The organism is Brevibacillus sp. FW301-21C12A (assembly GCF_058788915.1).
Window position 1 is genome coordinate 48,251 of sequence record NZ_JBYTBG010000023.1, and the last position, 22,441, is coordinate 70,691.

Below are 22,441 nucleotides of genomic sequence, written 5' to 3' on the forward strand. Positions count from 1 at the left end.
GTAGCCTAGTTGATGGAGAATACTTTTTTGCCTTGCCGCCTGATCGCTTCTGCCCAGCCGTCCAAAAAGGCATTGCCAGTGGCATAGCCAAGCGCCCCGCGTCCACCCGTGACGGATACCGCCGAGGAAAAGAACAGGTAAAACCCGGTGTCGATCTCCTGCGTAAGCGTGTACAAGAGCCAGCTCCCGTCTGTTTTCACGGCATGTCTGCGCGCAAACTCCGCTTCGCCGAGCGCCGCATCTTCCAGCTCGCCAACGCCTATGCCCGCGCAATGAATCACTCCGGCAAGCCGCTGGTGTGTCTGGCGGATCGCCTGAACGGTTCGCTGCAACTGCGCTTCGTCGCATATGTCTGCACAGTGGTAGTCGAGCGTGGAGCCTAGCGCTTCCACAGCGAGCACCGCATTGATTTTATCCGCCAAGCTTATGTCTGGCGACTCCCGCAGCACGGCCGGCCACGTCTCCCGTTCCGGCAGCATCGTCTTGCCGAGCACGATCAGCTTGACTTTGTTTTTTTGGCTCAAGTACTTGCATACTTCCGTTCCCAACTGGCCCAGACCGCCCGTTAGCAGAAACACATCGCCTGCTTCGACCGCGAAGCCGTCCTCCTGCGCGCCCGGCTGCTTTGCTCTTTCGATAATTTCGATGTAGCGGCGGTTTTGGCGCAGCGCTACGGAGTAGTCCGTCCCTTTCCGCCCTAGCTCGGCGAAAAGCGGCTCAGGCGCGAAGCCGTCCGGGCTGATGTCGATATGGCGCACGGACAAGCCGTAGTTTTCTTGGCGAAGCGATTTTCCCAGTCCGCCCAGCATATGGTGAAAAGGATCGCAGGCCGCATCGCCCGGCTGTACCGCCTGAGCGTTTTGCGTCAGCAGGACGACGTCGATTTCGTTTGCCAGCTTGCCTGTCGTAGCGAGCGCTTTGGCGAAAAGCAGCAGCGACCCGGCGGTCTGATCCATGGCCGAGCGAAAAGCGGCCAACGACTCCGGCAGTGCAGCGCGAGCCGGAGGCATGAACACAATCTGAGCGAGCGACGCCAAATCGAGCTGCGCGCAAAAGGCGGCGATATCGTCCAGCGTGCGCGAAACCTGGAAATAGTCTGGCGCGACTTGCGCAGAGCGCGCTCCCAGCTCGACTGTCACCAGGCGTCTCGCTTGGTGTTTTTGCAAAAAAAGCGCCCGCCAGATGGCTGTATCTGCCGCATCGACAATCAGCAGCACCGTATCGCAAGCCGTTTGCTGCTCGCTGTCCGTGGCGGGCAGAGCTTCTTCCTTCCAGGCCACTTGGTAAAGAAAGTCTGCCTCTGCTTTTTTGGGCTGTGCGCCTGCGGGCCAAAACTTTTGCCGCTCCAGTATATTTCCCGGCAGCGCCAGCTTGCGGCCACCACAGTAAAGCATCCCCCAGTCAATGGTTGCTCCTTGTATGTACAGCGACGCGACCTGCTCCCAGATCAGCCTCTGGTCAGATGTCTTCCCGATCCATTCCTTGATCGCTTTGTTTGCTTGCCTATCTAACGATTTTTTCGCTCGTTCCCTGATTTCCCACGCCTCGACTGTCTGCTTGCTGTCCGGCACGACTTCGTGCCGTTGGTAGCGGATCGCCGGGTTTGCCGTCCACGCGGATACGCGGTTCGCCGTTTTCAGCTCATTTACCTTCACTAACAAATCTTCATAGCTGTCGAACACAATCGTCGCCCGGTGCGCATAATGATGGCGCGACGCGCTGGCGGTAAAGCACAAATCCCCCAGGTGGACGTCCCGGTTTGCCAGTAAAAACTGCTGGTATTGCTTCGCCAGCTCCTGGAGTTTTTGCTCGCTTCTCGCCGACAGGACAAGCAAGTAGCTGTCTTGTCCGCGGCTGGCTTGCCGGACGGCCTTGGGCGGTTCCTCGAGCAAAACGTGGCAATTCGTTCCACTGAATCCAAACGAGTTAATCCCGATGCGAACAGGCTGGTCCTGCTGCTCCCATTTCGTCAGCGCGTCGTTGACAAACACGGCCGAGTTGGTCAGGTCCATGTATGGGCTGGGCGACTGGAAGTGCAGCGAAGGCGGGATTTCCCCATGCCGGAGCATCATCACTGCCTTGATGAGCGAGACAATCCCGGAAGCTCCGACCAGATGCCCGATGTTCGTCTTGACCGAGCCGACCCCGCAAAACTGCTTTTTGGACGTAAAAGCTTGAAAGGCGTTGATGATCGACTGTAATTCGATGGAATCGCCCAGCACCGTGCCTGTTCCGTGCGCTTCGATGTAGCGGATCGTTTCCGGGTTGATCTGCGCCTGCTTCCAGACGCTTTTCAAAAGCGCTTCCTGCGCCTCCCCGTTGGGGGCGGTAATGCCTTTGGACAGGCCGTTGTTGTTGATCCCGCTGCCTTTGATGACGGCGTAAATCACGTCGTTGTCCGCAAGCGCCCTGGACAACGGCTTCAAGAGCAGCCCTCCGCCACCCTCGCCCCATACCGTGCCTGTCGCTTCCTTGTCAAACGCGCGAATCTTCTCTTCGGCGGATTCGACCTGATCGAGCGATCCGTCTTCTTTAACGGGAGGAAAATAGAAAAGGCCGCTGATGCCGCCTACAAATGCCATCTCACATTCATTTCTGCGCAACGATTCGCATGCAAAATGAACGCCTACCAACCCGGACGAGCACGATGTATCGAAGACGATGCTCGGCCCTTTCAGGTTGTAGACGTACGAGATGCGGCTTGCCAAAATTCCCGGCCACGAGCCGGTCAGGCTGAAAATATCCGGGCTGACGTAGTGGCGGTACTCGATCCCTGTCACATGGTCTTTGCCGATAAAAACGCCTGTCTTGGAGCCGATGATCTCCCGTGTCTCGTACCCGGCATTGAGCATGGTCTCATAGGCAAGCTCCAGCATGATTCGCTGATAAGGCTCCATGGACAAGGCTTCTTTTGGCGAGATGCGAAACATGTCTGGATCAAAGAAGCTGATTTCATCCAAATAGCCCGCTTTTTTGAAGCGTTTGTGCGCAAAGCTCCGGTCGGAAAACAGCGCCTGTCCATCTTCCTTGCGATGGACAGGAAAGTCGTCGAGGCATTCTCGGCCAAAGCGAATGTTTTCCCAAAACTGCTGTACCGTATTCGCCTTGGGAAAGCGTCCGGCGATGCCGATAATCGCGATGTCATCGCTTTTTGCTTCGCTTGCTTTTTGCAGGCTCGTGATGTATGCCGTCGCTTCCTTGGCCGATAGCTTCCGGTCTGCGACCAGCTCGTAAATGTACTTCTTCAATTTATCCATCTTCGTATCACCGCTTCGAGTTTAATCGAACAACTGCCCTATCCTTTGAAATGCAGGAAGTCATGCTCGGAAAACAACGCTTGCAGTTGTGCGTAATTTTCATCGGGGTCTTGCAAATAGAGAGCAATCTCATCGAGCAGTTGCAGTTCTTCCCAGTCCAGGTCGTCCATCTCTTTTTGGCAAAGCGGAGGATAGTCCCAGTAGCCCAGCTCGTTTCCGAGAACGGCGTTTAAGTCGTAGCACAGGTTGTTGCGGATGTAGTGCATGCCCCACGATTTTTTCACCCCGAAAAGCTGTGGGTTGATTTCTTTGTCCCGAGCCATCAGCCATGCATCGCCCGCCATCAGGAACTCGTCGCCGCAAATGTCAACAAGCTCCCAATCGGGGTCGACCCGAATCCACCGTTTTTCGGCTTGTTCCCACACTTCGCAAATCCAGTGATCGATGTATTTTTGGCCGTTCTCGGACAAATAGCTGGCGAATCCGACGCGGCTGCGCACCGGGATGCCCCGGGAGCGCAGCATGGAAATGAGCAGTAACGAATGGAAGCGGCAAGAAATGAGCAGCCGCTCGCTTGGCAGGCGGTCGTAGGTGAGACCGTCTGCGTTGCGTTCGACCAGCGCGTCGAGCATGTCTGCGACCGTGTAAAATTTCTCGTCTTCATTTCGCGTATAGTCGGTCAGCGCATGCCTCACTTTTTTTATCATCGTGGGATGGATCAATTGGCACTTGATTAATCGGCACAGCTCTGACAGGCCTTGGGGCAACTCGTAAAAGAGATAGCCGTATTCGCCGGGATCGGTGTTGGGAGTAAACGTCGTATAAAATTGCAGCAGTTCGGCTTTAGTCACTTTCGGAGTTCCTCCTTCTTTTGGCGTTTCTTTGCTTGATCCGTTCTCTTCCCTGGTTGCGGGCGTTGATCGTCTCCTCCTGCCCTTCGTCTGGCAGGTCGTGGTTGTCCGCTGTCAAATACGCGGCAAGCGCGTTGATGTTGGCGTGCTCAAACATGGCAAGAATCGGGATTTCCCTGGCAAACACGTCTTTCAGCCTGCTGTGAATCATTCCGATCTGCAGCGAATGAATGCCCAGCTCAAAAAAGTTGTCGAACACGCCCACATGGTCCATCTGCAAAACCTCCTGGAACAGAGCGACGATTCGCGCCTCCGCTTCATTGCGCGGGGCGACGTATGCCGTTCCGTTACCCGCGCCAGTCGGCTTTTGCTTCAACAGGGCTTGTACATCTACTTTTCCGTTGGCCGTCAGCGGCAGTTGCCCCACGACGATAAAATGATACGGTATCATGTAATCCGGCAAGGCTTTGGCCAGCCTTGTCCTGATCTCGCTGACAAAACGGTCCCGCTCTTGCGGTTCGTTTTCCGGCACGAGATACGCATACAACCGCTTGTCTGTATCGCCCGCCACCAGTACAACCGCATTTCGCACCGTCTCGATTTGCAGCAGCCGCGCTTCTATCTCTCCTAATTCAATTCTATATCCACCAATTTTTACCTGCTGATCCTTTCTGCCCAAAAATTCCATCTGCCCGTGGCGGTGCAGTACGCCGTAATCCCCAGTCCTGTAGATGTACCCGAGCTGCGGATGGTGGACAAAGGATCGCGCGGTCTTCTCATCGTCATGCAAATAGCCGTCCGCAACGCCGCGTCCTCCGATGTACAGCTCGCCCGGTACGGCAATCGGGCAAAGCTCTCTCTGCGAGTTGAGCACGTAAAACTGCTGGTTGGCTAATGGCTTCCCGTAAAAAATGCTTTTCCAATCAGCGCCTACCTCTTCAATCGGATAGTAAATCGACCAGATCGACGCCTCGGTAGCGCCGCCCAGGCTGATGACTTCAGCCGCAGGGAAGCGCTCGCGGATCGCATGCGGCAGCGTAAGCGGAATCCAGTCACCACTCAGCATGACCAGGCGAAGCTGCTCATCTTTCTGCTCGCCGCCCCGCTCGTTTTTTTCCGCGACCACGCGATCCATAATCGCCGGGACGGAGTTCCAGATCGTAATGTTTTTCGCTGTAATCGTCTCGGCAAGCTCGGTCATGTTCTTTTGGTCCTTGACCAGCACGAGCGTCGCCCCTGCGGCAAACGCGCCAAAAATGTCGTAGACGGACAAATCGAAGCAGAGCGACGATACGCCCAGCAGGCGATCCCGGGCGGTAACCTGAAACTTTTGATTGATATCCTGAATCGTATTGCATGCGGCTTCGTGCCGAATCATGACTCCTTTTGGATTGCCCGTGCTTCCCGAGGTGTAGATCACGTAGGCGAGCTGCTCCGGCTGCACCGCGACAGCCTCGCGCTTGTCCGCAGCATGTTCCAGCCCGTTTCGCTCGTAAAAGTCAGGCGCTATGACGAGCTTGCATTGACTGTGCTCGCGGATGTAGTCGACGCGCTCCGCCGGATAGTCGGGATCAATCGGCACGTAAGCTGCGCCGCTTTTTAAAATCGCTAACAAATAGACGAAGGTAGTTATTTCCCGTTTGGCAATGACGCCAATCAAGTCTCTCGGACCGACGCCGCAGTCCTGCAAGAAGCTGGCGACTTTATTGGCGCGCTCGTTCAGCGCCTGGTACGTGATCTGCTGCTCGCCATCCTCAATCGCGACGGCAAAAGGCGTTTGCGCCACCGTTTCCTCAAACAGCCCGTGCAGCGTTTTGCTCGGAATCTCCACGGCCGTATCGTTGTACGCATCAATCGCGGCTCGGTCACTGGCGGACACCGCTGGCAGCTCCAACTCGGCCTCGTCGTTCAAAATCGTATCAATCCGGGCCAGGTACTGGGCAAACATCGTGTCAATCACGACAGGGTCGAACAACTCGCTGATGTAGTCCCAGTTGATGACGATGTTCCCGTCGAGCAGCGCCACCTGATTGTCCAAATAAACTTGCGAAGTTTGCGTGATCCCTTTTGTATCGTTCTCCTGTTCCGATATGCGCTGCTCGTCGTCTGCCGCTTGCTGCTGGACAACGTCTTCGTTTTCAAACAAGGCGCTCGTAAATACGATCGGCATCAACGCTTTGTTGCCCAGTTCCCGCTGCTTGCCGATTTCTCGCATCACATCAATCCCGTCAAAATGACGGTGCGCCAAAGCTTCCATCAGCGCTTGCTGTACGTTGCCCGCCTTCTGCCAAAACGTATCCGCCGGACCTAGCCGCACCTCGACCAGCACAACAGAGGTAAAGTCGCCGACGAGCTTTTCCACATCCGGGTGCAGCGGCAGCCGATTGAACAAGGTCAAGTTGAGACTAAAGGCGAGCTGATTGCTCCAGTTCGCCAGCACTTCCGCATACGCCGCGCACAACACGGCCGAAGGGGTCAAATTGCGCTTCTGGGCGGCCTTTTTCAAGGCAGGCCAGCTTTGTTTGGCGTATCGCTTCGACTTTCTTTGGAAGTACGGGTTTTGGACGCGGGACGGCTGCACCAGCAACGGAATTTCCGGGGCCAGCGGAAAATCGGGCAGCTTCGCCAGCCAATATTCCTTGTCTTGCTCATACAGCTTGCTGTTTTTCAGCCGCTCATAGCCGATCATATAATCCCGGAAGGAAATCGCTAGATCGTCCAGCTCGTCCGTCTTGCCTGCGTAAAGCGCTTGCAGCTCTTTCCCTAAAATTTCCATGCTGTACGCATCCATTATGAGCAGATCGAAGCTGATGCCCAATAAACTTTTCTGCTCCGTCAAGCGAAACGCTTTGATTTCAAAAAGCGGCCATTGCTCCGGACGGAACGTCGCGTGGGACATCCGCTCCCGTTCGTTTGCGATGATCGCAGCCTGCTCCTCCGCTTCGCATCCTTGCAAATCGCGAATTTCGATTGCGTACTCGGGGATCTCGGCCAAAATCTGCTGGCGGGCATCCGGCAAAAAAATCGTGCGCAGCGCGGGGTGCCTGCGAATCAACACATTCAAGCAATCGTTCAGGCGCGGGATATCGAGTGTAGTGACAACCTCCTGATACGAGTGCGTCGAGACTCCGCCCAGCTCGAAGCGGCTGCTTCTGCCCAAATAATAGGCCATTTGCACATTCGTTAACGGAAACGGTTCATGCAACCGGCTTGGCTCCGGTGTCAGCGCTGGCAAGTCCGCCTCGCGCTCTTCCTGGATCGCGGCGCGAATCCATCCCGCAATCGCCTCGATCGTTTGCAGTTCAATAAAGTCCTTAAACGGCATGGCGCATGAAAAATGGCGGTTGATTTCATACACGAGCTGCATCACCTGAATCGAGTTTCCGCCCAACTCAAAAAACTTGCCGCGAACGCTTATCGACTCGCGCCGCAATCCTTTGCGCCAAATGTCATACAGCTTCGCTTCCACCTCGTCGCCCGGGCCGACCAGCTCCTGGTGCGCTTCTGCCACCTCGGTTACGGCAGGCAGCGACTTCCGGTCGATTTTGCCGTTGATGGTGAGCGGAATTTGCGCAAGCCGCATGAAAAATGGCGGGATCATATATTCCGGCAGTTGTTTGCGCAAATAATCGCGCAACTCCTGGTTCGGTACGGCATCTGCCGAAGTATAGTAAGCGACAAGCAAAGGTTCGCGCAAAGCGTCCTGCTGGACATGCACCACCGCTTTTTCGATGGCGGGATGGGCCTCGAGCTGGTTTTCGATTTCGCTTTGCTCGATCCGGTAGCCGCGTATTTTCACCTGAAAATCGGTTCGTCCCAAATATTCGAGCAAGCCTTCGCGCGTCCACCTCGCCATGTCTCCGGTCGCGTACATTTTTTCGCCAGGCCGAAACGGGTTGTCGATAAACTTCTCGCTTGTCAGCTCCGGTTTGTGCAAATACCCGCGGGCCAAGCCGTGCCCGCCGATATACAGCAGGCCAGGGACGCCGACAGGCTGCGGCACCAGCTCCTGATCGAGCACGTAGACCTGGGTATTTTTCAGCGGTCTGCCGATGGCGACAGGCTCGCTGTCTGTCACTTGCTGAAGCGTGGACCAAATGGTCGTTTCGGTCGGACCGTACAGGTTGTACACCCGTCCCGCCGGCAACAGTCGCACGGCTTCGTCTGCCAGCGCTTGCGGCAACGCTTCGCCGCCGATCAGCAAGTAGCGCAAGCGGCTCAACTGCCCGGCCAACTCCGGCTCCGCGAGCAACAGCTTCAAGCGCGACGGCGTCGTTTGCAGCACGGTAATTTCCTCGCGCCGGACCAGGCTTGCCAGCATGCGCACATCTCGCTGGCAGTCCTCATCGGCAATGACCACCTGCTGCCCCGCCAACAGCGGCAAGATGCTCTCCAGCCAGAAAATATCGAAAGAAATGGTCGTCAACGACAAAAACTTTTCTTTTTCGCCAAAAGACAGCACTTCCGTCATGCCGAAAAGGAAATTCAGCAAGGCGCGGTGCTCGATCAAAATTCCTTTGGGAAATCCGGTCGTGCCCGAGGTGTACATGCAGTACGCCACATCGGTGCTGCTGTTTTGCAAAGGCAGCCTTGCTTGAGGCTGCGCCGATATGCGGGAATCGCGCATGTCAACAACCTGTCGCTCGCCTGCTGCCTCTACGGTTGTATTGGTCAAAATGACCTGGACACGGCTGTCGTCCAGCATGTAGGCGATCCGGTTGGCTGGCAAGCCCGGATCGACAGGCAAGTACGCGGCGCCTGCTTTTCCGATCGCCAATAGTCCGGCGATCATGTCACACGAACGGGTGGCAATGAGGGCGACGACCTGGTCCGGTCCGACGCCATGCGACTTGAGCGCATGGGCGAGCTGGTTGGCCCGCGCATCCAGTTCGCGGTACGTCATGGTTTGCTGTTGGAACGTCACCGCAGGCTCGTCCGCGTGCTTGTCGGCGATCGCTGCAAAACGCTCATGCACCAGCAACTGCTGCGGATATTCCCCTGCCGTCTGATTGAACCCGGTGACGAGCAGCGCAAGCTCCGCGGCATCGAGCAAGGAAAGCTGGCTCCCACGCTTTGCCCAGAGCGCTCCAACGCCTCCGCCCATTTTTGATACGAATGCGTCTTCAAAGGAAGCGCGGCGTCTTGTCCGAGGCAGCTTTGCTTGAGCAGCGCGTTCAAATCTTCCAGGATGATGCGCCAGGACACGCCATCGACTGCGAGATGATGGGCAGACAGCAGCAAAGTGCGTGTGCTCCCCAACTGAATCAGGCACGCTTTCAGCAAAAGGTCGCGGGACAAGTCCGTGCGCTCCGCCAGCTCGTGCGCCGCTTGCTCCAGCCTGCCGTAGCGCTCGGCAGGGGCAACGCCTGTCAAGTCGCGCTGTTCGAGTTTGAAGCGGGCCAGCAGGTGGTTATTGTTGTAAAACAGCTCGCCGCGCGCGTCGACGTTCATCCGCAAGCTGTCGTGGTGCTCCACGAGCTTGAACAGCGCTCTTTCCAGCATGTCTGCCGTGATCGCCGGACTGATTTCCACGAAGACGGTCTGATGATAATGCTGCGGCTTGGGGAATGCTTGGGCAAAAAACCACGCTGCAATCGGCGTAGGCAAAATGCTGCCCTCAGCCAGCCCCTGCTCGACAACGGTTGGCTCTACTGCTTCCACAAGCAGCGCCATCTCTTCCATGACAGGGTGGGACAGCATCTCTTTGACTTTGATCCGGTAGCCTTTGGCGCTCAGCTTGGAAGCAATCTGAATTGCTTTGATCGAGTCTCCGCCCATATGGTAAAAGTTGTGCTTCCGGCCGATCTGCCGAACGCCGAGGACTTCTGCCACGGTCTGGATGAACTGCTGCTCTTTCTCGCTCGAATAAGCGGCATATTCGCTGTTTTCTGTACTCGGCAAAGAGATTTTTGCCAAGGAGCGCGCATCGACTTTGCCGTTTGCTGTGAGCGGAATTTCCTTTACCTCTACAAAATATTGCGGGACAAGGTAATCCGGCAACTGCCGCCCCAACTGCTGCTTCCAGTCCAAAATGTTGATCTCGCCCGCCGCGACGTAATACGCACACAGCATTGCGGGTTGCTGCTTGTCTTCCCGCACGAGGACAACCGCCTCTTTTACGAGCGGGTGCTGAAGCAACCCGTTTTCGATTTCTCCCAATTCGACCCGGTAGCCTCTGATCTTGACTTGCTGGTCGCTCCTGCCCAAATACTCCAGCTTGCCATCCGGCAAAAATCGGCCGAGGTCTCCCGTCTTGTACATCCGCTCGCCAGGCGCGAACGGGTTGTCGATAAACTTTTCGCGGGTCAGCTCTTCCTTGTGAAAATACCCTCTCGCCACCCCGTCGCCGGCAATGTACACTTCCCCGACGGCGCAGGTCGGGACAGGAGCCAGGTGCCTGTCCAGTACGTAAATGCGGACGTTGTCGGCCGGCTTGCCAATGGGCACAGCCGCTCGCGTGTCCGTCGCGGGATCATAAGCGTGAATCATGCACCCGACTACCGTCTCGGTCGGCCCGTATTCGTTGAAAATTTCGATGTTGCCGCCGAAGCTGTCATAGATGCCTTTGGCGAGGCTGGCCTTCAAATTTTCCCCGCCGACGATGAATCGTTTCACCGAACAATTCCGGTTGTCCCGATCCAGCAGCAACGACAAATGCGCAGGCGTAAGCTTGACGACTGTCGCTCTGTTCTCGCGCATCATGCGGAACAGCACGTACTCGTCTTCTGTGTGGCTGTAAACCAAAATCGTTCCGCCGCTAATGAGCGGGGTAAAGACGGACGTAATCGTCAAGTCGAACGCCAACGACGAATAGAGCGGGAACACTTCGTCGTCCTGCTTGACATACATTTTTTTGGCCCAGCAAATATAGTTGACCAGCCCGCGATGCTCGATCATCGTGCCTTTGGGCTTTCCGGTAGAGCCGGATGTATAAATCAGGTAGACCAGGTCTTGAGGCTCGCTCTCCGCCTGCAGGTTGGACGATGCATACGCTGTGCAGTCGACGTCCGGCAGGCGGATGACTTGTCCGTTGAAGTCCCACTCGTCCGCTGTGTCCACATTCGTCAGCAAAAGCCTGGTGCCGGAGTTTTGCAGCAGGTAGCGAATCCGCTCGGCAGGATTGTCAGGGTCGATGGGCATGAACGCTCCGCCCGCTTTTCCGATGCCGAGCAGCCCGACCACCGTTTCCAGCGAATGCGTGGTCAAAAGGCCTACAATCGTTTCCCGCCCGACTCCTTGCTCGCGCAAATATCTGGCAAGCTGATTGGCTTTTTCATTCAGTTGGCGGTAGGTCAAAGTCGCTTCGCCATGCTGCACCGCGAGCTTGTCCGGCGTTTTGGCTGCCTGCGCTTCGAACAGTTGGTAGATCGTCTGGTCGCGCGGATAAAACGCATCGGTTCGGTTATACGCCTCCACCAGTTTTTGCCGCTCATCCGCGAAAAAAAGCGTCAACCGCCTGATCGGCTCGTCGGGCTTGTCCACGATTTTCCCGGCCAGGGCAGTCAGGCGAGCGAACAAATCGCGGATTTGCTCCGCTGTGTAGTCGTTCGTTTTGTAGTCAAAGCTGATGCTGATGCGACCGGAATCGGACCATTCCTTGATGACCAGTTGCATGGAGTAAATCTGCTGCCCGCTGTAAAACTCGACATTCTCGACCGCGTAGCCGTCCCACGTTGTATCGAGCGCTGTGTTGTAGTAATTGACGCACACATCAAACAGTTGGTGGTGGCCCTTTTTCTTCAGCTCCACATCCTGGATCAGCAAGTCATACGGATAGCGTTGATGGAAAAAGCAATCCCGCAGCTCCCGGTTGACCTGTCCGATCATGTCCGCAACCGAGCAGCTATCGTCGACCAAAAACCGAAACGGCATCGTGCTCGTAAACATGCCAAACATGCTTTTTTGCTGCTTGCCAGACCGATTGAGCACCGGCGTGCCAATCACGAGATCCGCGCGCCCGGTGAACTTGTGGACATACAGCAAATACACCGCGACAAAAACGGTGTTCAACGACCAGTTGTTCGCGTTGGCCCACTCTTTTACCCGGGTGGACAGCTCGGCGCTCCATTCATACGTGAGGCGGTTTCCCGGCAGCGTGTCTGAGCTTTTTTCCAGATGCGAGTCGGGCAAGTCGCGGAATTTCTCCTTCCAAAACGTCCGGTTTTTGCAGAAGCGATCCGACGAAAGGTACTCCCGCTCGTGCTCGATGTACGCCAAGTAGCTTGGGGCAGGCTGGTCGTCTGCTGCCTCTGTGCGCACGAGCTTGTCGTACCGTTCGCGAATCTCGTCGGTCATGATGTTGATCGACCATCCATCGGCGATCAGATGATGGAACTTGGCCAGGTAGCCATGCTCGCGGTCCGAGAGGCGAAACAGGGCAAAATAAAAAAGCCTTTCGTTTTCGATGACGAACGGCTTTCTCGCTTCCGCCTGCACCCAGTTGGCAAAGTCGTGCTGCGGCTCTGTGCCAGTTGAGAAATCTAGGCAGTCCAATGGGAAAGGTTCATACGGACTCACGTATTGCTGCGGCTCGCCCTTCCGGTTCAAAACGCGCAGTCGCAACGCTTCATGTCTGCCGATAAACAGATGAACAGCTTTTTCAAGCGCAGGCAGTTGCACAGGGCCTTTTATGATGACAGTTCCGCCAATGTTGTGCAACGGAGTGTCGGGATAAATTTGCTCGATTGACCAGATTCTTTTTTGCGGATGAGTCAGTGGGTAGCAGTTGATTGGCTCCATGGCTAGCGATTCCTCCATTATCTTGGAAACCTCTTTCTCTTTCGGGTCTTTTCTTTTGCTTTTGGATGGCAAAAACACAAAAAAACGGCAAAGCTTCGCCCCTTCATGTATCCGTCAGCCGATACACTCCAGTGCGCTTTGCCGTATGACCCCTTCATTCCTCTAAAGTGCCTAAGCTTCAATAGATTCACTCAGGTTGTTGTGCTATTAGATTCAAACGGGGCTTTTACGAGCGGCTCATCGTCCCTTGCTGCTCATGATCGCATCTTTTTTGCTTACGTCCGTGCTTCCTTTAGCAAAATTTTAATTCATCCGTCCGTCGATTTCAATCTTTTTCCACTTTTTTATAGAAATGACAAACTCGTGACCGCTTCCCTCATCGCGCTTTCGTCGATCGGGAAAGGGCAACATGGCAGCAGCCGCCACGCCGAGCGCCATCAGGGAAAAGACGATGCGGGCCGGGCCAGAATGCCGCCGGGCGAGCAGGCCGCCATCCGTGCGGCCGCACCTCTTCGTTCTCGAAGCAGCAGCTCCGGGATGAACCGACAATGAGTTCACCCGCAGCCGCTCCTTTTTCGTCTACTCCAGGATAGAGACGCGCTGCCCCAATGCGTTCAGGCCCGTGTACGTCCTCGTATCAAACTGCTCGACGCACAGCACCTCCGAGACCATCAGCGGCTGCTCGCGCACAAGCTCTTGCATTTGCGAATCGCTGTAAAATTCATACGCGTAACGGTGGAGAAGCCGTATGCGCCAAATTTTTTGTCCTTCTGCGGAAGTGAAAAACTGTTGCAGATGCGGGCACAGCCCCTTTTCGGACGCGAAGACTTGTTGGCAAGTCAGACAAGTATATTCCACGTTCATTCCCCCTGGCGAAAGCATTTTTCCTCCATAAAAACGGCTCCCACACGCATGCGCAAGGCAAATACGGGGAACCTTCAGTGGACTGATCGGCGTGGGTGAATATCGGTATGTGATACTTACAAGTGTAAATTAAATAAAACCTATCGGTCAAGTTGGTATTTAGCCCAATTGCTTTCTGTCCGCGCTTTTTTTGCCGCAGACCGCGCGTGAAAATCTCAAGCCCCTGACTCCCGTTCCTCTTTTATGACTCCTGTTCCTCTTTTAAATGGAAAGAAACTGGATGGGCATGCTAATACAGGATTAGCGTCCGGAGGAACCTCCCTTCCATGCTTGTCGGGGAGCCTTCTCCGCATCCCTTTCCTTTTCATGCGCCATTTTACAAACCAATCATTCAAAAGGAGGTATATAGATGGAAAATACGGTATATCCACCGTCTGAGATCACGAATTTTAAAACGAAATCCGAACATTTTTTTCCTGTAGCGTGGTATAAGAAAATGCTTGAACAGCATCCGGTTTACTACCACGCGGGCACGAACACTGGGAATGTTTTCCGCTACGAAGACGTGAAACGGGTGCTGACCGACTACGCCTTATTTTCGAGTGTTCGCGAGCGTACCCTTGTCAATGTCGGAGCTGGCACGAAGGAAGGGACGTTTCCAGAACGCCTGAACATCCATGACAGCGACCCGCCCGAACACCGCAAGGCGCGCTCTTTGTTTTCGGCCGCTTTCACGCCGAGAAGCCTAAAAACGTGGGAGCCGCGGGTGGAACAGTCGTGAATGAGTTAATTCGCGAGATGGAAACGAAAACAGAAGTCGATATTGTCCAAGATTTTACAACCCCGCTGCCAATCATCATCATGGCGGCCGAGCAGGTCGTACTCGTACAAGACGACGGTGGTGTCCGGATAGGCGCGGGTAGTCAGGCGGCCGAAAGAGTCAGTATATCAACATGCGCAACGCTTGCCTGCGCTAAAAATTTGGATAGACTGGGAGCGGCCTTCACAGAGAGGAAGTTTTTGCAGGCAAAAAACAAACAGCAAAAAGCCGCCAGAACACAGCAGTGTCTGACGGCTTCCGGAACAAGAGGAACGTTTTTCTATCGCAATGCTTATTTATTCGCTTTCGCACCGAGCAGCTTCTCGGTCGTGTCTTCCAGAATCAAGCGGTTCGCAATCGGGCCGAAACCTTGGAACCACAGATCGTAGTCTACTTCGTACACGCGGTTGTTTTTCACAGCGTCCAGCCCTTTCCATACAGCGGTTTCCCGCAAGGACGACACGCGGTCTCCGCCTTCGTGCAGCAGGAAAATATGGTCCGGGTTGACCTCTGGCAGCTTTTCAATAGAGAGCGGCTGAAAGCTCTTGGCCGCATCCGGAATATTCGCCGGCTTGGCCAGTCCGAGGTCGTCGTACAGCACCTCGAACAGCTTCGGACTGTAGTAGCGCAGCTCTTTATCGGTGACGCGCAGGAACATGACGGTCTGGTCGGCCATCGCCGCTTTAAGCTGGGCGCGGTACTTCTCCACTTCTGCGTCGTATTCCGCGATCTTTTTCTTGGCGATTTCTTCTTTTTTCAGCATCTTCGCCAGGCGCAAATACGTCTCGCGCATTTTTCGCACGCCTTTGTCATCTTCAACCGGCTCGATGAAAATCGTCGGGGCGATTTTGGACAGTTGCTCGTTCAACTCGCCGAAGTTTTGGTTGCCGATGATTAAATCCGGGCTGCTCTGCACGATTAGCTCCAGGTTCGGCTTCGGAATTTGCCAGCCCAGGTTGACCGAATCTTTCAGCCCGTCTTTCAAATACCAGGTGAACTCGGTGGAGTTGGGGCCTGAGCTTGGCGAAGCCGATGGTGTGATCTCCAGCGAAAGCAAAAAGTCACTGATCCATGGATGAAGCGACAATATTTTTTGCGGGTCGCCTTTGACGACCGTTTTGCCCATATCGTGCTCGATCGTCTGCTCCTGGGCAGGTGCCGGGGCTGGCGCTACTCCCGCCTGCGCTCCCTGCTGAGCGGGACTAGTTCCGCAGCCCGCTGCGGTCAGCGCAAACAGGCAGAGCGCCCCGGAAATTACTTTTTTAAACGGTTGAAAGGATATCATGACTGAACCTCCGCGTTGTTATTGATAATCATTTTCACTTTAGTGATTATAGAGTAAGCCGCTGACCTGGCACAATTGACAAAATCTTGTTCCTATATGGACAAAATCTTGCGGCCGTCCATGAAAAAAAGCCACTTGCTGACGAAGCGGCTTACATGACAGAGACCTCCCATTGCTTGCTCTCGGCCAGATGGCTGATGGCGACGTCGATGGACAGGCTGTGCTTGATCGGAGCGTGACCGTTCAGCCAACTCTCCACCTCGTACACCTGATGTTTCTGCACCGCCCGCAATCCGGACCACGCCTTGGTCGCCTGGAGGGCCTTGATCTGTTCTTTGCTCGGATTGGAATTGTTCGTCGACAAAAAAATGTGGTCGGGATTCATCGCCTGGATTTGTTCGAGTGTCACACAGACGTAATGCGTTTTAATCGAAATCCCCGCCGGAGGTGTCAACCGCAAATCTTCGTACAGCACCTTGCCGAGTTGCCTTCTGCCGCCGTACACCCGGTATTCGTTGCAAGTCACGGTGAGAATCATGACGGACTCGTCACGGGCTTTGGACAAGGACAAGAGCGCCTTCGCCTGATTTACCTTTTGCTCGTATCGCCGCATCCAGTGCTTCCCTTCTTCTCCTTTGCCGAAAAAACGAGCCAGTTCCAGCAAGAGGCTTTGCCAGTCATCCCGCAAAATGATCGGGATGGTCGGGGCGATTTTTTTCACCGACTCCAGATTGATGTGGAACCAGTTCGAGCCGAGAATCAATCCGGGCTGGGCCTCTGCCAGCTCGTCCATGTCCGGCTTGTTCCAGCTTCCCGTCAGCTTTGTCTCGCTCAACTCGCGAGCCAGATAAGGCAAGTAGCCATCCACCTGGTCATTCCCGCCGTAGGGCAGCGTCGCAAACGGCTTGACCCCAAGCGCCAGCAAGTAATCGTTCAAATGCGGCAGCAGCGTGACGATCTTGTCCGTCTGGCTCTGTTTTCGATAGGCGGACGGTGTGACGCCGACTGTTCGCTTGAAAATGCGGCTGAAATAGAGCGGGTCTTTGAAGCCAACCTGCCGGGCGACGAGCTCAATCGGTTGGCTCGCCTTCAATTTTCGCTGCGCCTGGGCCATTCGCAGTTGTGTCACATAGTCAAGCGGGTTCAGTCCGACATGCTTTTTGAACACGCTGGAAAAATTCGAGGCGCTGATGCCGTGCATCTGTGCGACTTCCTTTAAAGAAATGTCCTCCTGATAATGCTGCTGCACATAAAGCAGCACTTTTTCAATCGCTTCCCGCGTCCCGCCTGTTTCTTCCGTTGTCAGCGGATCGGAGGCGGCGAGGTACATGATTTCCTGGAACAAAATCGACTGCTTCCACTTGGCGAGCGGCTCCTCTGTTTCCGCAAGCTGCTCCATTTGCTCCAGCAACTGCGCAAAACGGGCGGCAGCCTGGGCAGACAGCGCGTGATGGCCCGGGGAAAAGACAGCCTTTGCTTTTTTTGACTGTGCTGGCGTGTCGCTCGCCACGGTATATGTAAACGAAAAATCGTAGAGAGACAGCGGCTTGCAGGAGCGGCCCTCCACCTCTACGCAGCAATCCGGGGCGAGCAGCACGATTTTTCCCGGCTTTAACAGGAGCGGGTCGCCGTCCACGCGCAAGATCCCCTCCCCTTCCTGGACGTAGAGCAGATGGTGCCCATCCTTCCATACGGGAGGATGCTCCTGCTGCAAACCGTATTGCTGCCGCTCCACTCGCTGTAAAACGAAAAACGTCTCTTTTGCGCATTCTAACGGATGTAAAAACACTCGGATGATTCTCCCTTTTGCGAATGAATGTAATTGATAATCATTATCATTATATAGCATGATCGCTTTGCGCAAAAGCCTGAACGATAACGAGCTAACAAAAAGCCCTATTCAGGCTTCCGGCTTTTGCCGGACCTCTTGAATAGGGGGTAAACGATCCATCAGAAATCGCTTATGATTTGTCGCCTTTTGCCATGAACAGCGGGAGCGCCAAATACAAACCGTAGGCGAAAGCCATCCAGATCGTAAAGGCGAGCAACTGCTCATTGGAAAGCTTTGCAAAAAATACATCGCGGTTCCACAGTGCGAACGCATCGAGAACCAACCCGACTGCGCTCCCGATAATCCCCAGCTTGACTAACGCATACGGGCTGGAATCCAGCTTACGGAAGATCACGAATACGAGATACAAAGCCGCGCCTGTTGCCACTTCCAACCCCAAAAACGACAGAAGGAAGCTTTGCTCGTACGGGTTAACCGATCGTGTCTTGTTTTTGCCTTCATGACGGACTGTGCGGGATGCGCGGGGTGTACGCGAGCGGGATGTTTGTGACTTTGCTGGTCATGCTGTCGAGAGCGATCAAATCGTCGACGCCTACCTCGCGAACGGATGTCTTGCCCAATGCGAGAGTGGCTATCCGCATTTCATCGACAAACGCGCAAAAAAAATGCTCCAAATACTTGGCCGCCTCCTGCTCGTCAAACTCTTTTTGAGAGTGCCCGCCATAAAACAGGAGCTGGGTGGGCGGCTCCCACGGAATGGCCTTCGTGACCTGATCGTGCGCCATCCCCCAGAGCATGGCCGTGCCCAAATAGACGCCATCCACCCCCAGGGCCAGCGCTTTCAGGCAATGGCTTGGCGTATAGTACCCACCTCCGCTCAGCAGCGTAATTTTGTCCTTGACGCCGCGTTTTTGCAAGTAGCGGACCGCTCTTGACACCGCGTAGATCGTCGGCAAGCCGAAGTCGTCCTGCAAGATCGGCGCGCTGCCCTTGTAGCCGCCTTGGCCCCCGTCCATACTGATAAAATCGACGCCAGCCATGATCGCCACTTCCAGATCGGCTTCCATGTTCGCGCTGGCACACATCTTGACCCCAATCGGCACACCCTCTGTCAACTCGCGGAGCTGGTCGACGAGCTTGCGAAGATCGTCTGGCTTCTGCACCTCTTTATGCCGGGAAGGGATGACGATGTACTCCTGGTCTGGCAGATGCATGACTTGGCTGGCCTTGCCACGAAGATCACGATGCGGGATAAAAGTCGCAGCTCCGGCGGTAGCGCCTTGGCCGATCCGGATTTCTATCGCGTCGGCTTGCTTGAGAATCTCCGGACTCTTTGTCCATGTCGCGGAATGATATTGATAGATCAAATATTTTGCGTTTTCTCTTTCTTCGGGTAAGAAACCGCCTTCTCCCGTATTCGTGACGGTGCCGACCGCAGCCGTCCCTTTGGCAATGGCGATCTTGGTTTTATCCGTCACGCCAACGCCAAAGCCGATCCCGCCAGCCAACAGCGGAATCTCCAGCGTCAACGGTTTTTTGGCCATCGGCCCGATGGTGAGGCGCATATCGACCTCGGCATTTTCAGGCGCAGGAAGCACCGACAATTGCGCGGGGGAAAACAGGAGACCGTCGTAATTCAAAAATTTTCGCGGCGTGCCGAACGGCCTGTCAATCGCGGTGCCCTCCGCAGCGCGCAAGCTGTTTTCCAGCACCTTTTGGGGAGAGACGCGCGTCAGCGCCGAGACGATTTCCCATATGTTTTCCGGATAGCGGTCGTTCATCACGATTTTGGCGAAGTGGCCGACCGCCCAGCGCACGAATCCGCGCGAAAAGCAAAACGCTACGGTCGCGAGCAACACGATCGCCAGAAATGCCCCGATACTTGCTCCGATCCAAATCGTCACCCAGTCTCCCATCGTGCCCTCTCCTTTTTTGCAGCCGAACGTGCCGTTTCCTACTTAGTTTGGTTTCATGCAGGAAAAGATATACTTTCGGGCAGACAAGAAAAAACCCCCTTTCGCGTTCCATTCGCGAGCAAGGAGGTTTTCGCTCATTTTTTGTTGACGATGTGGATGGCGTGTCCGAGGGCGGCTTCCGCTGCTTCCAGCCACACCTCGCTCAAGGTCGGGTGCGGGTGGATGGTGAGCGCCAAATCCTCGACTCTGGCAGCAAGCTCCAGAGCCAGCGCACCTTCTCCGATGAGGTTCGGTGCATCCGCGCCGACTACGTGCATGCCCACTAGCAGGTGCGTGTCTTCCTCGACGACCACTTCTGCGAAGCCGTCACGCTCGTCGATCACCAAAGCTTTGCCGTTCGCCCGATACGGAAACGACGCCGTTCTGACCCGATAGCCCTGCTCCTTTGCTTCTTCTGGCGTCAGGCCGACACCGGCGATTGGCGGGTCGGTAAAAATGACGTAAGGGACATACGGCGAGTCCACGCTGCTTGGCAAGCCCGCGATGACTTCGGCGGCCACGATGCCTTGCTTCGAGGCGCGGTGCGCCAGTGCAGGCCCGGGCGTCACATCGCCAATGGCAAAAATGTGCGGCTGGTTGGTGCGGCACTCGGCATTGACGGGAATGTAGCCTTTTTCATCGATCACGACTCCGGCTTGCCCCAACCCGATATCCCCCGTGTTCGGCACCCGGCCAATCGTCACCAATGCTTTGTCCACCGTAAGCTCTTCGCGTCCGTGCGGCTCAGAGAGGACGGCAAGTGTCACCTGGTCACCGCTACGCGAGATTTCCTCGACTTTTGTCGCCGTCTTCACGCTTATCCCCAGCTTTTTCGCCTGCTTCCGCACTTCCTGCGTCAAGTGGGGAGCCGTCTGCGGCAAAATGCCTGGTGCTGCCTCTACGACCGTCACGCTCGTTCCCAGCTTGGCAAGCGCCATGCCCAGCTCCATCCCGATATAGCCGCCGCCAATGATCGCAAGCGACTTCGGCAGTTCCTGCAGGTTCAACAAGTCCGTGGAATCCAGAATACGCTCATGGTCCGGCGCCAAAGCCTTCGGCGCAAAAGGGCGGGAGCCTGTGGCAATGATCGCCTGGCGGAACTTGTACGTCTCAAAATCGCCGCCAGTCTCGACTCCGATCCGGTCGGCAGAAAGAAACGTGGCGGAGCCTTTGACTACCGTCACTCCGTTTGCCTGGCAAAGCTGCTCTACCCCCTGGCTCAATTGCGCAACTACGGACTCTTTCCACGCTTGCCAGTCCGGCATGTGAAACGCCGCGCTTCCGTCCGGCAGCCTGATCCCCAGCTTGCCCAGCCCGGCCAGCTTATGGTACTCGCCTGCGGCATGAATCAACGCTTTGGAGGGAATGCAGCCCCGGTTGAGGCACACGCCGCCCAACACCTCTTTTTCCACCAGGACGACTGATTGGCCCAACTGGCCGAGGCGAATGGCCGCCGCATAGCCGCCAGGGCCCCCTCCGATGACGACAACGTCTGTTTCGATTGCGATTTCCCCAACTACCATTTAGACCATCTCCGCGAACAATAGATTCGGATCTTCGAGCAGCTCCTTGATCCGGTTGGTAAAGCGCACTGCCGTCACTCCGTCGATCAGCCGGTGGTCAAAGGACAGCGATATGTTCATCATTTGCCGAATTACGCCTTCCTCTTCGCGCACGACCCAGCGCTTTTCCATTTTGTGCAGGGCCAAAATCGCAACCTCCGGATGGTTGATGATCGGCGTCGCTTGCAGGCCGCCGATCGGCCCCACATTGCTGATCGTAAACGTCCCGCCTGTAATCTGCTCAAGCGTCAGCTTGCCTTCGCGAGCAAGCTCAGCCAGTTGTTTGATCTCCGCTGCCAGTTGAAAAATGGATTTGCGGTCTGCGTCCCGGATAACAGGCACGATCAGCCCGTCCGGCGTATCGGTTGCAATCCCGATATGATAAAAGCGCTTTAGCAAAATTTCGTTGGTAGCATCGTCAATGGAAGCGTTCATGACCGGATATTCCTTCAGCGCGATCACCAGCGCCTTGATGAAAAACGGCAAAAACGTCAGCTTGAGCTGCTTTTTCTCGGCATGCGGTTTCAGCCGCTCCCGCAGCGCCTGAAGCTGATCCATTTCCAGCTCGTCGACAGAGGTGACGTGCGGAATGACCGTCACGGATTTCACCATGTGCTCGGAGATTTTTTTGCGGATGCCTTTCAGCGGCAGACGTTCGATCAGGTGATCGCCCACGCCCACGGGCAAGGCCGACGCCTGGGAGGCCGCTTGCTTTTGCACGGGCTTTTCCTGTTCTGCCGTCTTGCTAACGGCTGCTGGCGTCACTGGACGCGCAGGCTCCGCCGGCTCGTTCACGGGAGCTGCGGCAAAAGCAGTCGCCGATACTTCTTGCAGCGCGCGCTTTTGCCCGGCGCTGGCAAACTGGCGCAAATCTTCTTCGGTGACGCGTCCGGCTGGCCCCGTGCCGCTCACCTGTTCAATGTCGATTTTCATTTCTCGCGCCAACTGCCGCACGTACGGCGTCGCCAAGGAACGGCTCGCCCCTTGACGAGCCGGAACCGTAGCGGTCGATTGCTTTTCCGGTGCAGATACAGGCGTAACAGTCGGCTTCGCTTCCGTGCCCTCTCCGCTTGCTGCCCCTGTGTCGATCACCAGCAGTACCGTTCCCACCTCGACCGTGTCGCCCTCGGCAATGCGAATTTCCTGGACGACCCCGGTTGCCGGAGCGGACAGCTCTGCGCTGACTTTGTCCGTCTGTACCTCAATGACAGGCTGGTCCTGGACGACTGCTTCGCCCGGGCGAACCAGCACCTTGAGGATTTCCCCTTCATGCATGCCTTCTCCCACATCCGGGAGTTTGAACTCCACCATGTTCC

At 55.7% G+C, this 22,441-nt stretch carries 13 protein-coding genes; 1 reads left to right on the plus strand and 12 read right to left on the minus strand.

The genetic code is table 11. The features are described from left to right. Positions 1 to 5: 5 nt before the first annotated feature. The 6 genes from AC3WQH_RS15195 to AC3WQH_RS15220 form a co-directional block, all read right to left on the minus strand. Positions 6 to 3,257 (minus strand): beta-ketoacyl synthase N-terminal-like domain-containing protein, encoded by a 3,252-nt coding sequence (locus AC3WQH_RS15195; protein WP_492332131.1) that lies wholly within the window; start codon positions 3,255 to 3,257, stop codon positions 6 to 8. 38 nt (positions 3,258 to 3,295) lie between these two features. Beyond that, positions 3,296 to 4,108, minus strand: a complete 813-nt coding sequence (locus AC3WQH_RS15200) for a transglutaminase family protein (protein WP_005833628.1) — start codon at positions 4,106 to 4,108, stop codon at positions 3,296 to 3,298. Then, positions 4,101 to 9,083, minus strand: coding sequence for an amino acid adenylation domain-containing protein (locus AC3WQH_RS15205; RefSeq protein ID WP_492332134.1), 4,983 nt, complete (start codon positions 9,081 to 9,083; stop codon positions 4,101 to 4,103). Before AC3WQH_RS15205 ends, AC3WQH_RS15200 begins: the two co-directional genes overlap by 8 nt. Beyond that, positions 9,029 to 12,847: a non-ribosomal peptide synthetase gene (locus AC3WQH_RS15210; protein WP_492332132.1), complete on the minus strand. Its 3,819-nt coding sequence runs from the start codon at positions 12,845 to 12,847 to the stop codon at positions 9,029 to 9,031. The genes AC3WQH_RS15205 and AC3WQH_RS15210 overlap by 55 nt, the downstream gene beginning before the upstream one ends. Positions 12,848 to 13,150: 303 nt before the next feature. After that, positions 13,151 to 13,405: a hypothetical protein gene (locus AC3WQH_RS15215; protein ID WP_005833632.1), complete on the minus strand. Its 255-nt coding sequence runs from the start codon at positions 13,403 to 13,405 to the stop codon at positions 13,151 to 13,153. Between the two features lie 21 nt (positions 13,406 to 13,426). After that, the gene (locus AC3WQH_RS15220; RefSeq protein WP_005833634.1) at positions 13,427 to 13,711 is read right to left on the minus strand and encodes a hypothetical protein; all 285 of its coding nucleotides are present in this window, start codon (positions 13,709 to 13,711) and stop codon (positions 13,427 to 13,429) included. 409 nt (positions 13,712 to 14,120) lie between these two features. On the opposite strand from AC3WQH_RS15220, the gene AC3WQH_RS15225 reads away from it, so the two are divergent. Continuing rightward, positions 14,121 to 14,492 (plus strand): cytochrome P450 family protein, encoded by a 372-nt coding sequence (locus tag AC3WQH_RS15225; protein WP_327920365.1) that lies wholly within the window; start codon positions 14,121 to 14,123, stop codon positions 14,490 to 14,492. Between the two features lie 331 nt (positions 14,493 to 14,823). Here the strand turns inward: AC3WQH_RS15225 and AC3WQH_RS15230 are convergent, their stop codons facing one another. The 6 genes from AC3WQH_RS15230 to AC3WQH_RS15255 form a co-directional block, all read right to left on the minus strand. Further along, entirely contained in the window at positions 14,824 to 15,816 is a 993-nt protein-coding gene (locus AC3WQH_RS15230; RefSeq protein WP_005833638.1) for an ABC transporter substrate-binding protein, read from the minus strand. A gap of 151 nt (positions 15,817 to 15,967) precedes the next feature. Further along, positions 15,968 to 17,605: an ABC transporter substrate-binding protein gene (locus AC3WQH_RS15235; protein WP_197186565.1), complete on the minus strand. Its 1,638-nt coding sequence runs from the start codon at positions 17,603 to 17,605 to the stop codon at positions 15,968 to 15,970. A 172-nt stretch (positions 17,606 to 17,777) separates the two neighbouring features. Further along, on the minus strand, positions 17,778 to 18,035 hold the full coding sequence (locus AC3WQH_RS15240; protein WP_051353883.1) for a hypothetical protein: 258 nt from the start codon (positions 18,033 to 18,035) through the stop codon (positions 17,778 to 17,780). A 70-nt stretch (positions 18,036 to 18,105) separates the two neighbouring features. Further along, positions 18,106 to 19,524, minus strand: coding sequence for an FMN-binding glutamate synthase family protein (locus AC3WQH_RS15245; protein ID WP_122952438.1), 1,419 nt, complete (start codon positions 19,522 to 19,524; stop codon positions 18,106 to 18,108). 134 nt (positions 19,525 to 19,658) lie between these two features. Then, entirely contained in the window at positions 19,659 to 21,086 is a 1,428-nt protein-coding gene (gene lpdA / locus AC3WQH_RS15250; protein ID WP_122952437.1) for a dihydrolipoyl dehydrogenase, read from the minus strand. Beyond that, a complete protein-coding gene (locus AC3WQH_RS15255) occupies positions 21,087 to 22,436 on the minus strand; it encodes a dihydrolipoamide acetyltransferase family protein (protein WP_492332133.1) in 1,350 nt (449 codons plus the stop codon). It abuts the gene before it with no gap. Positions 22,437 to 22,441: the final 5 nt, after the last annotated feature.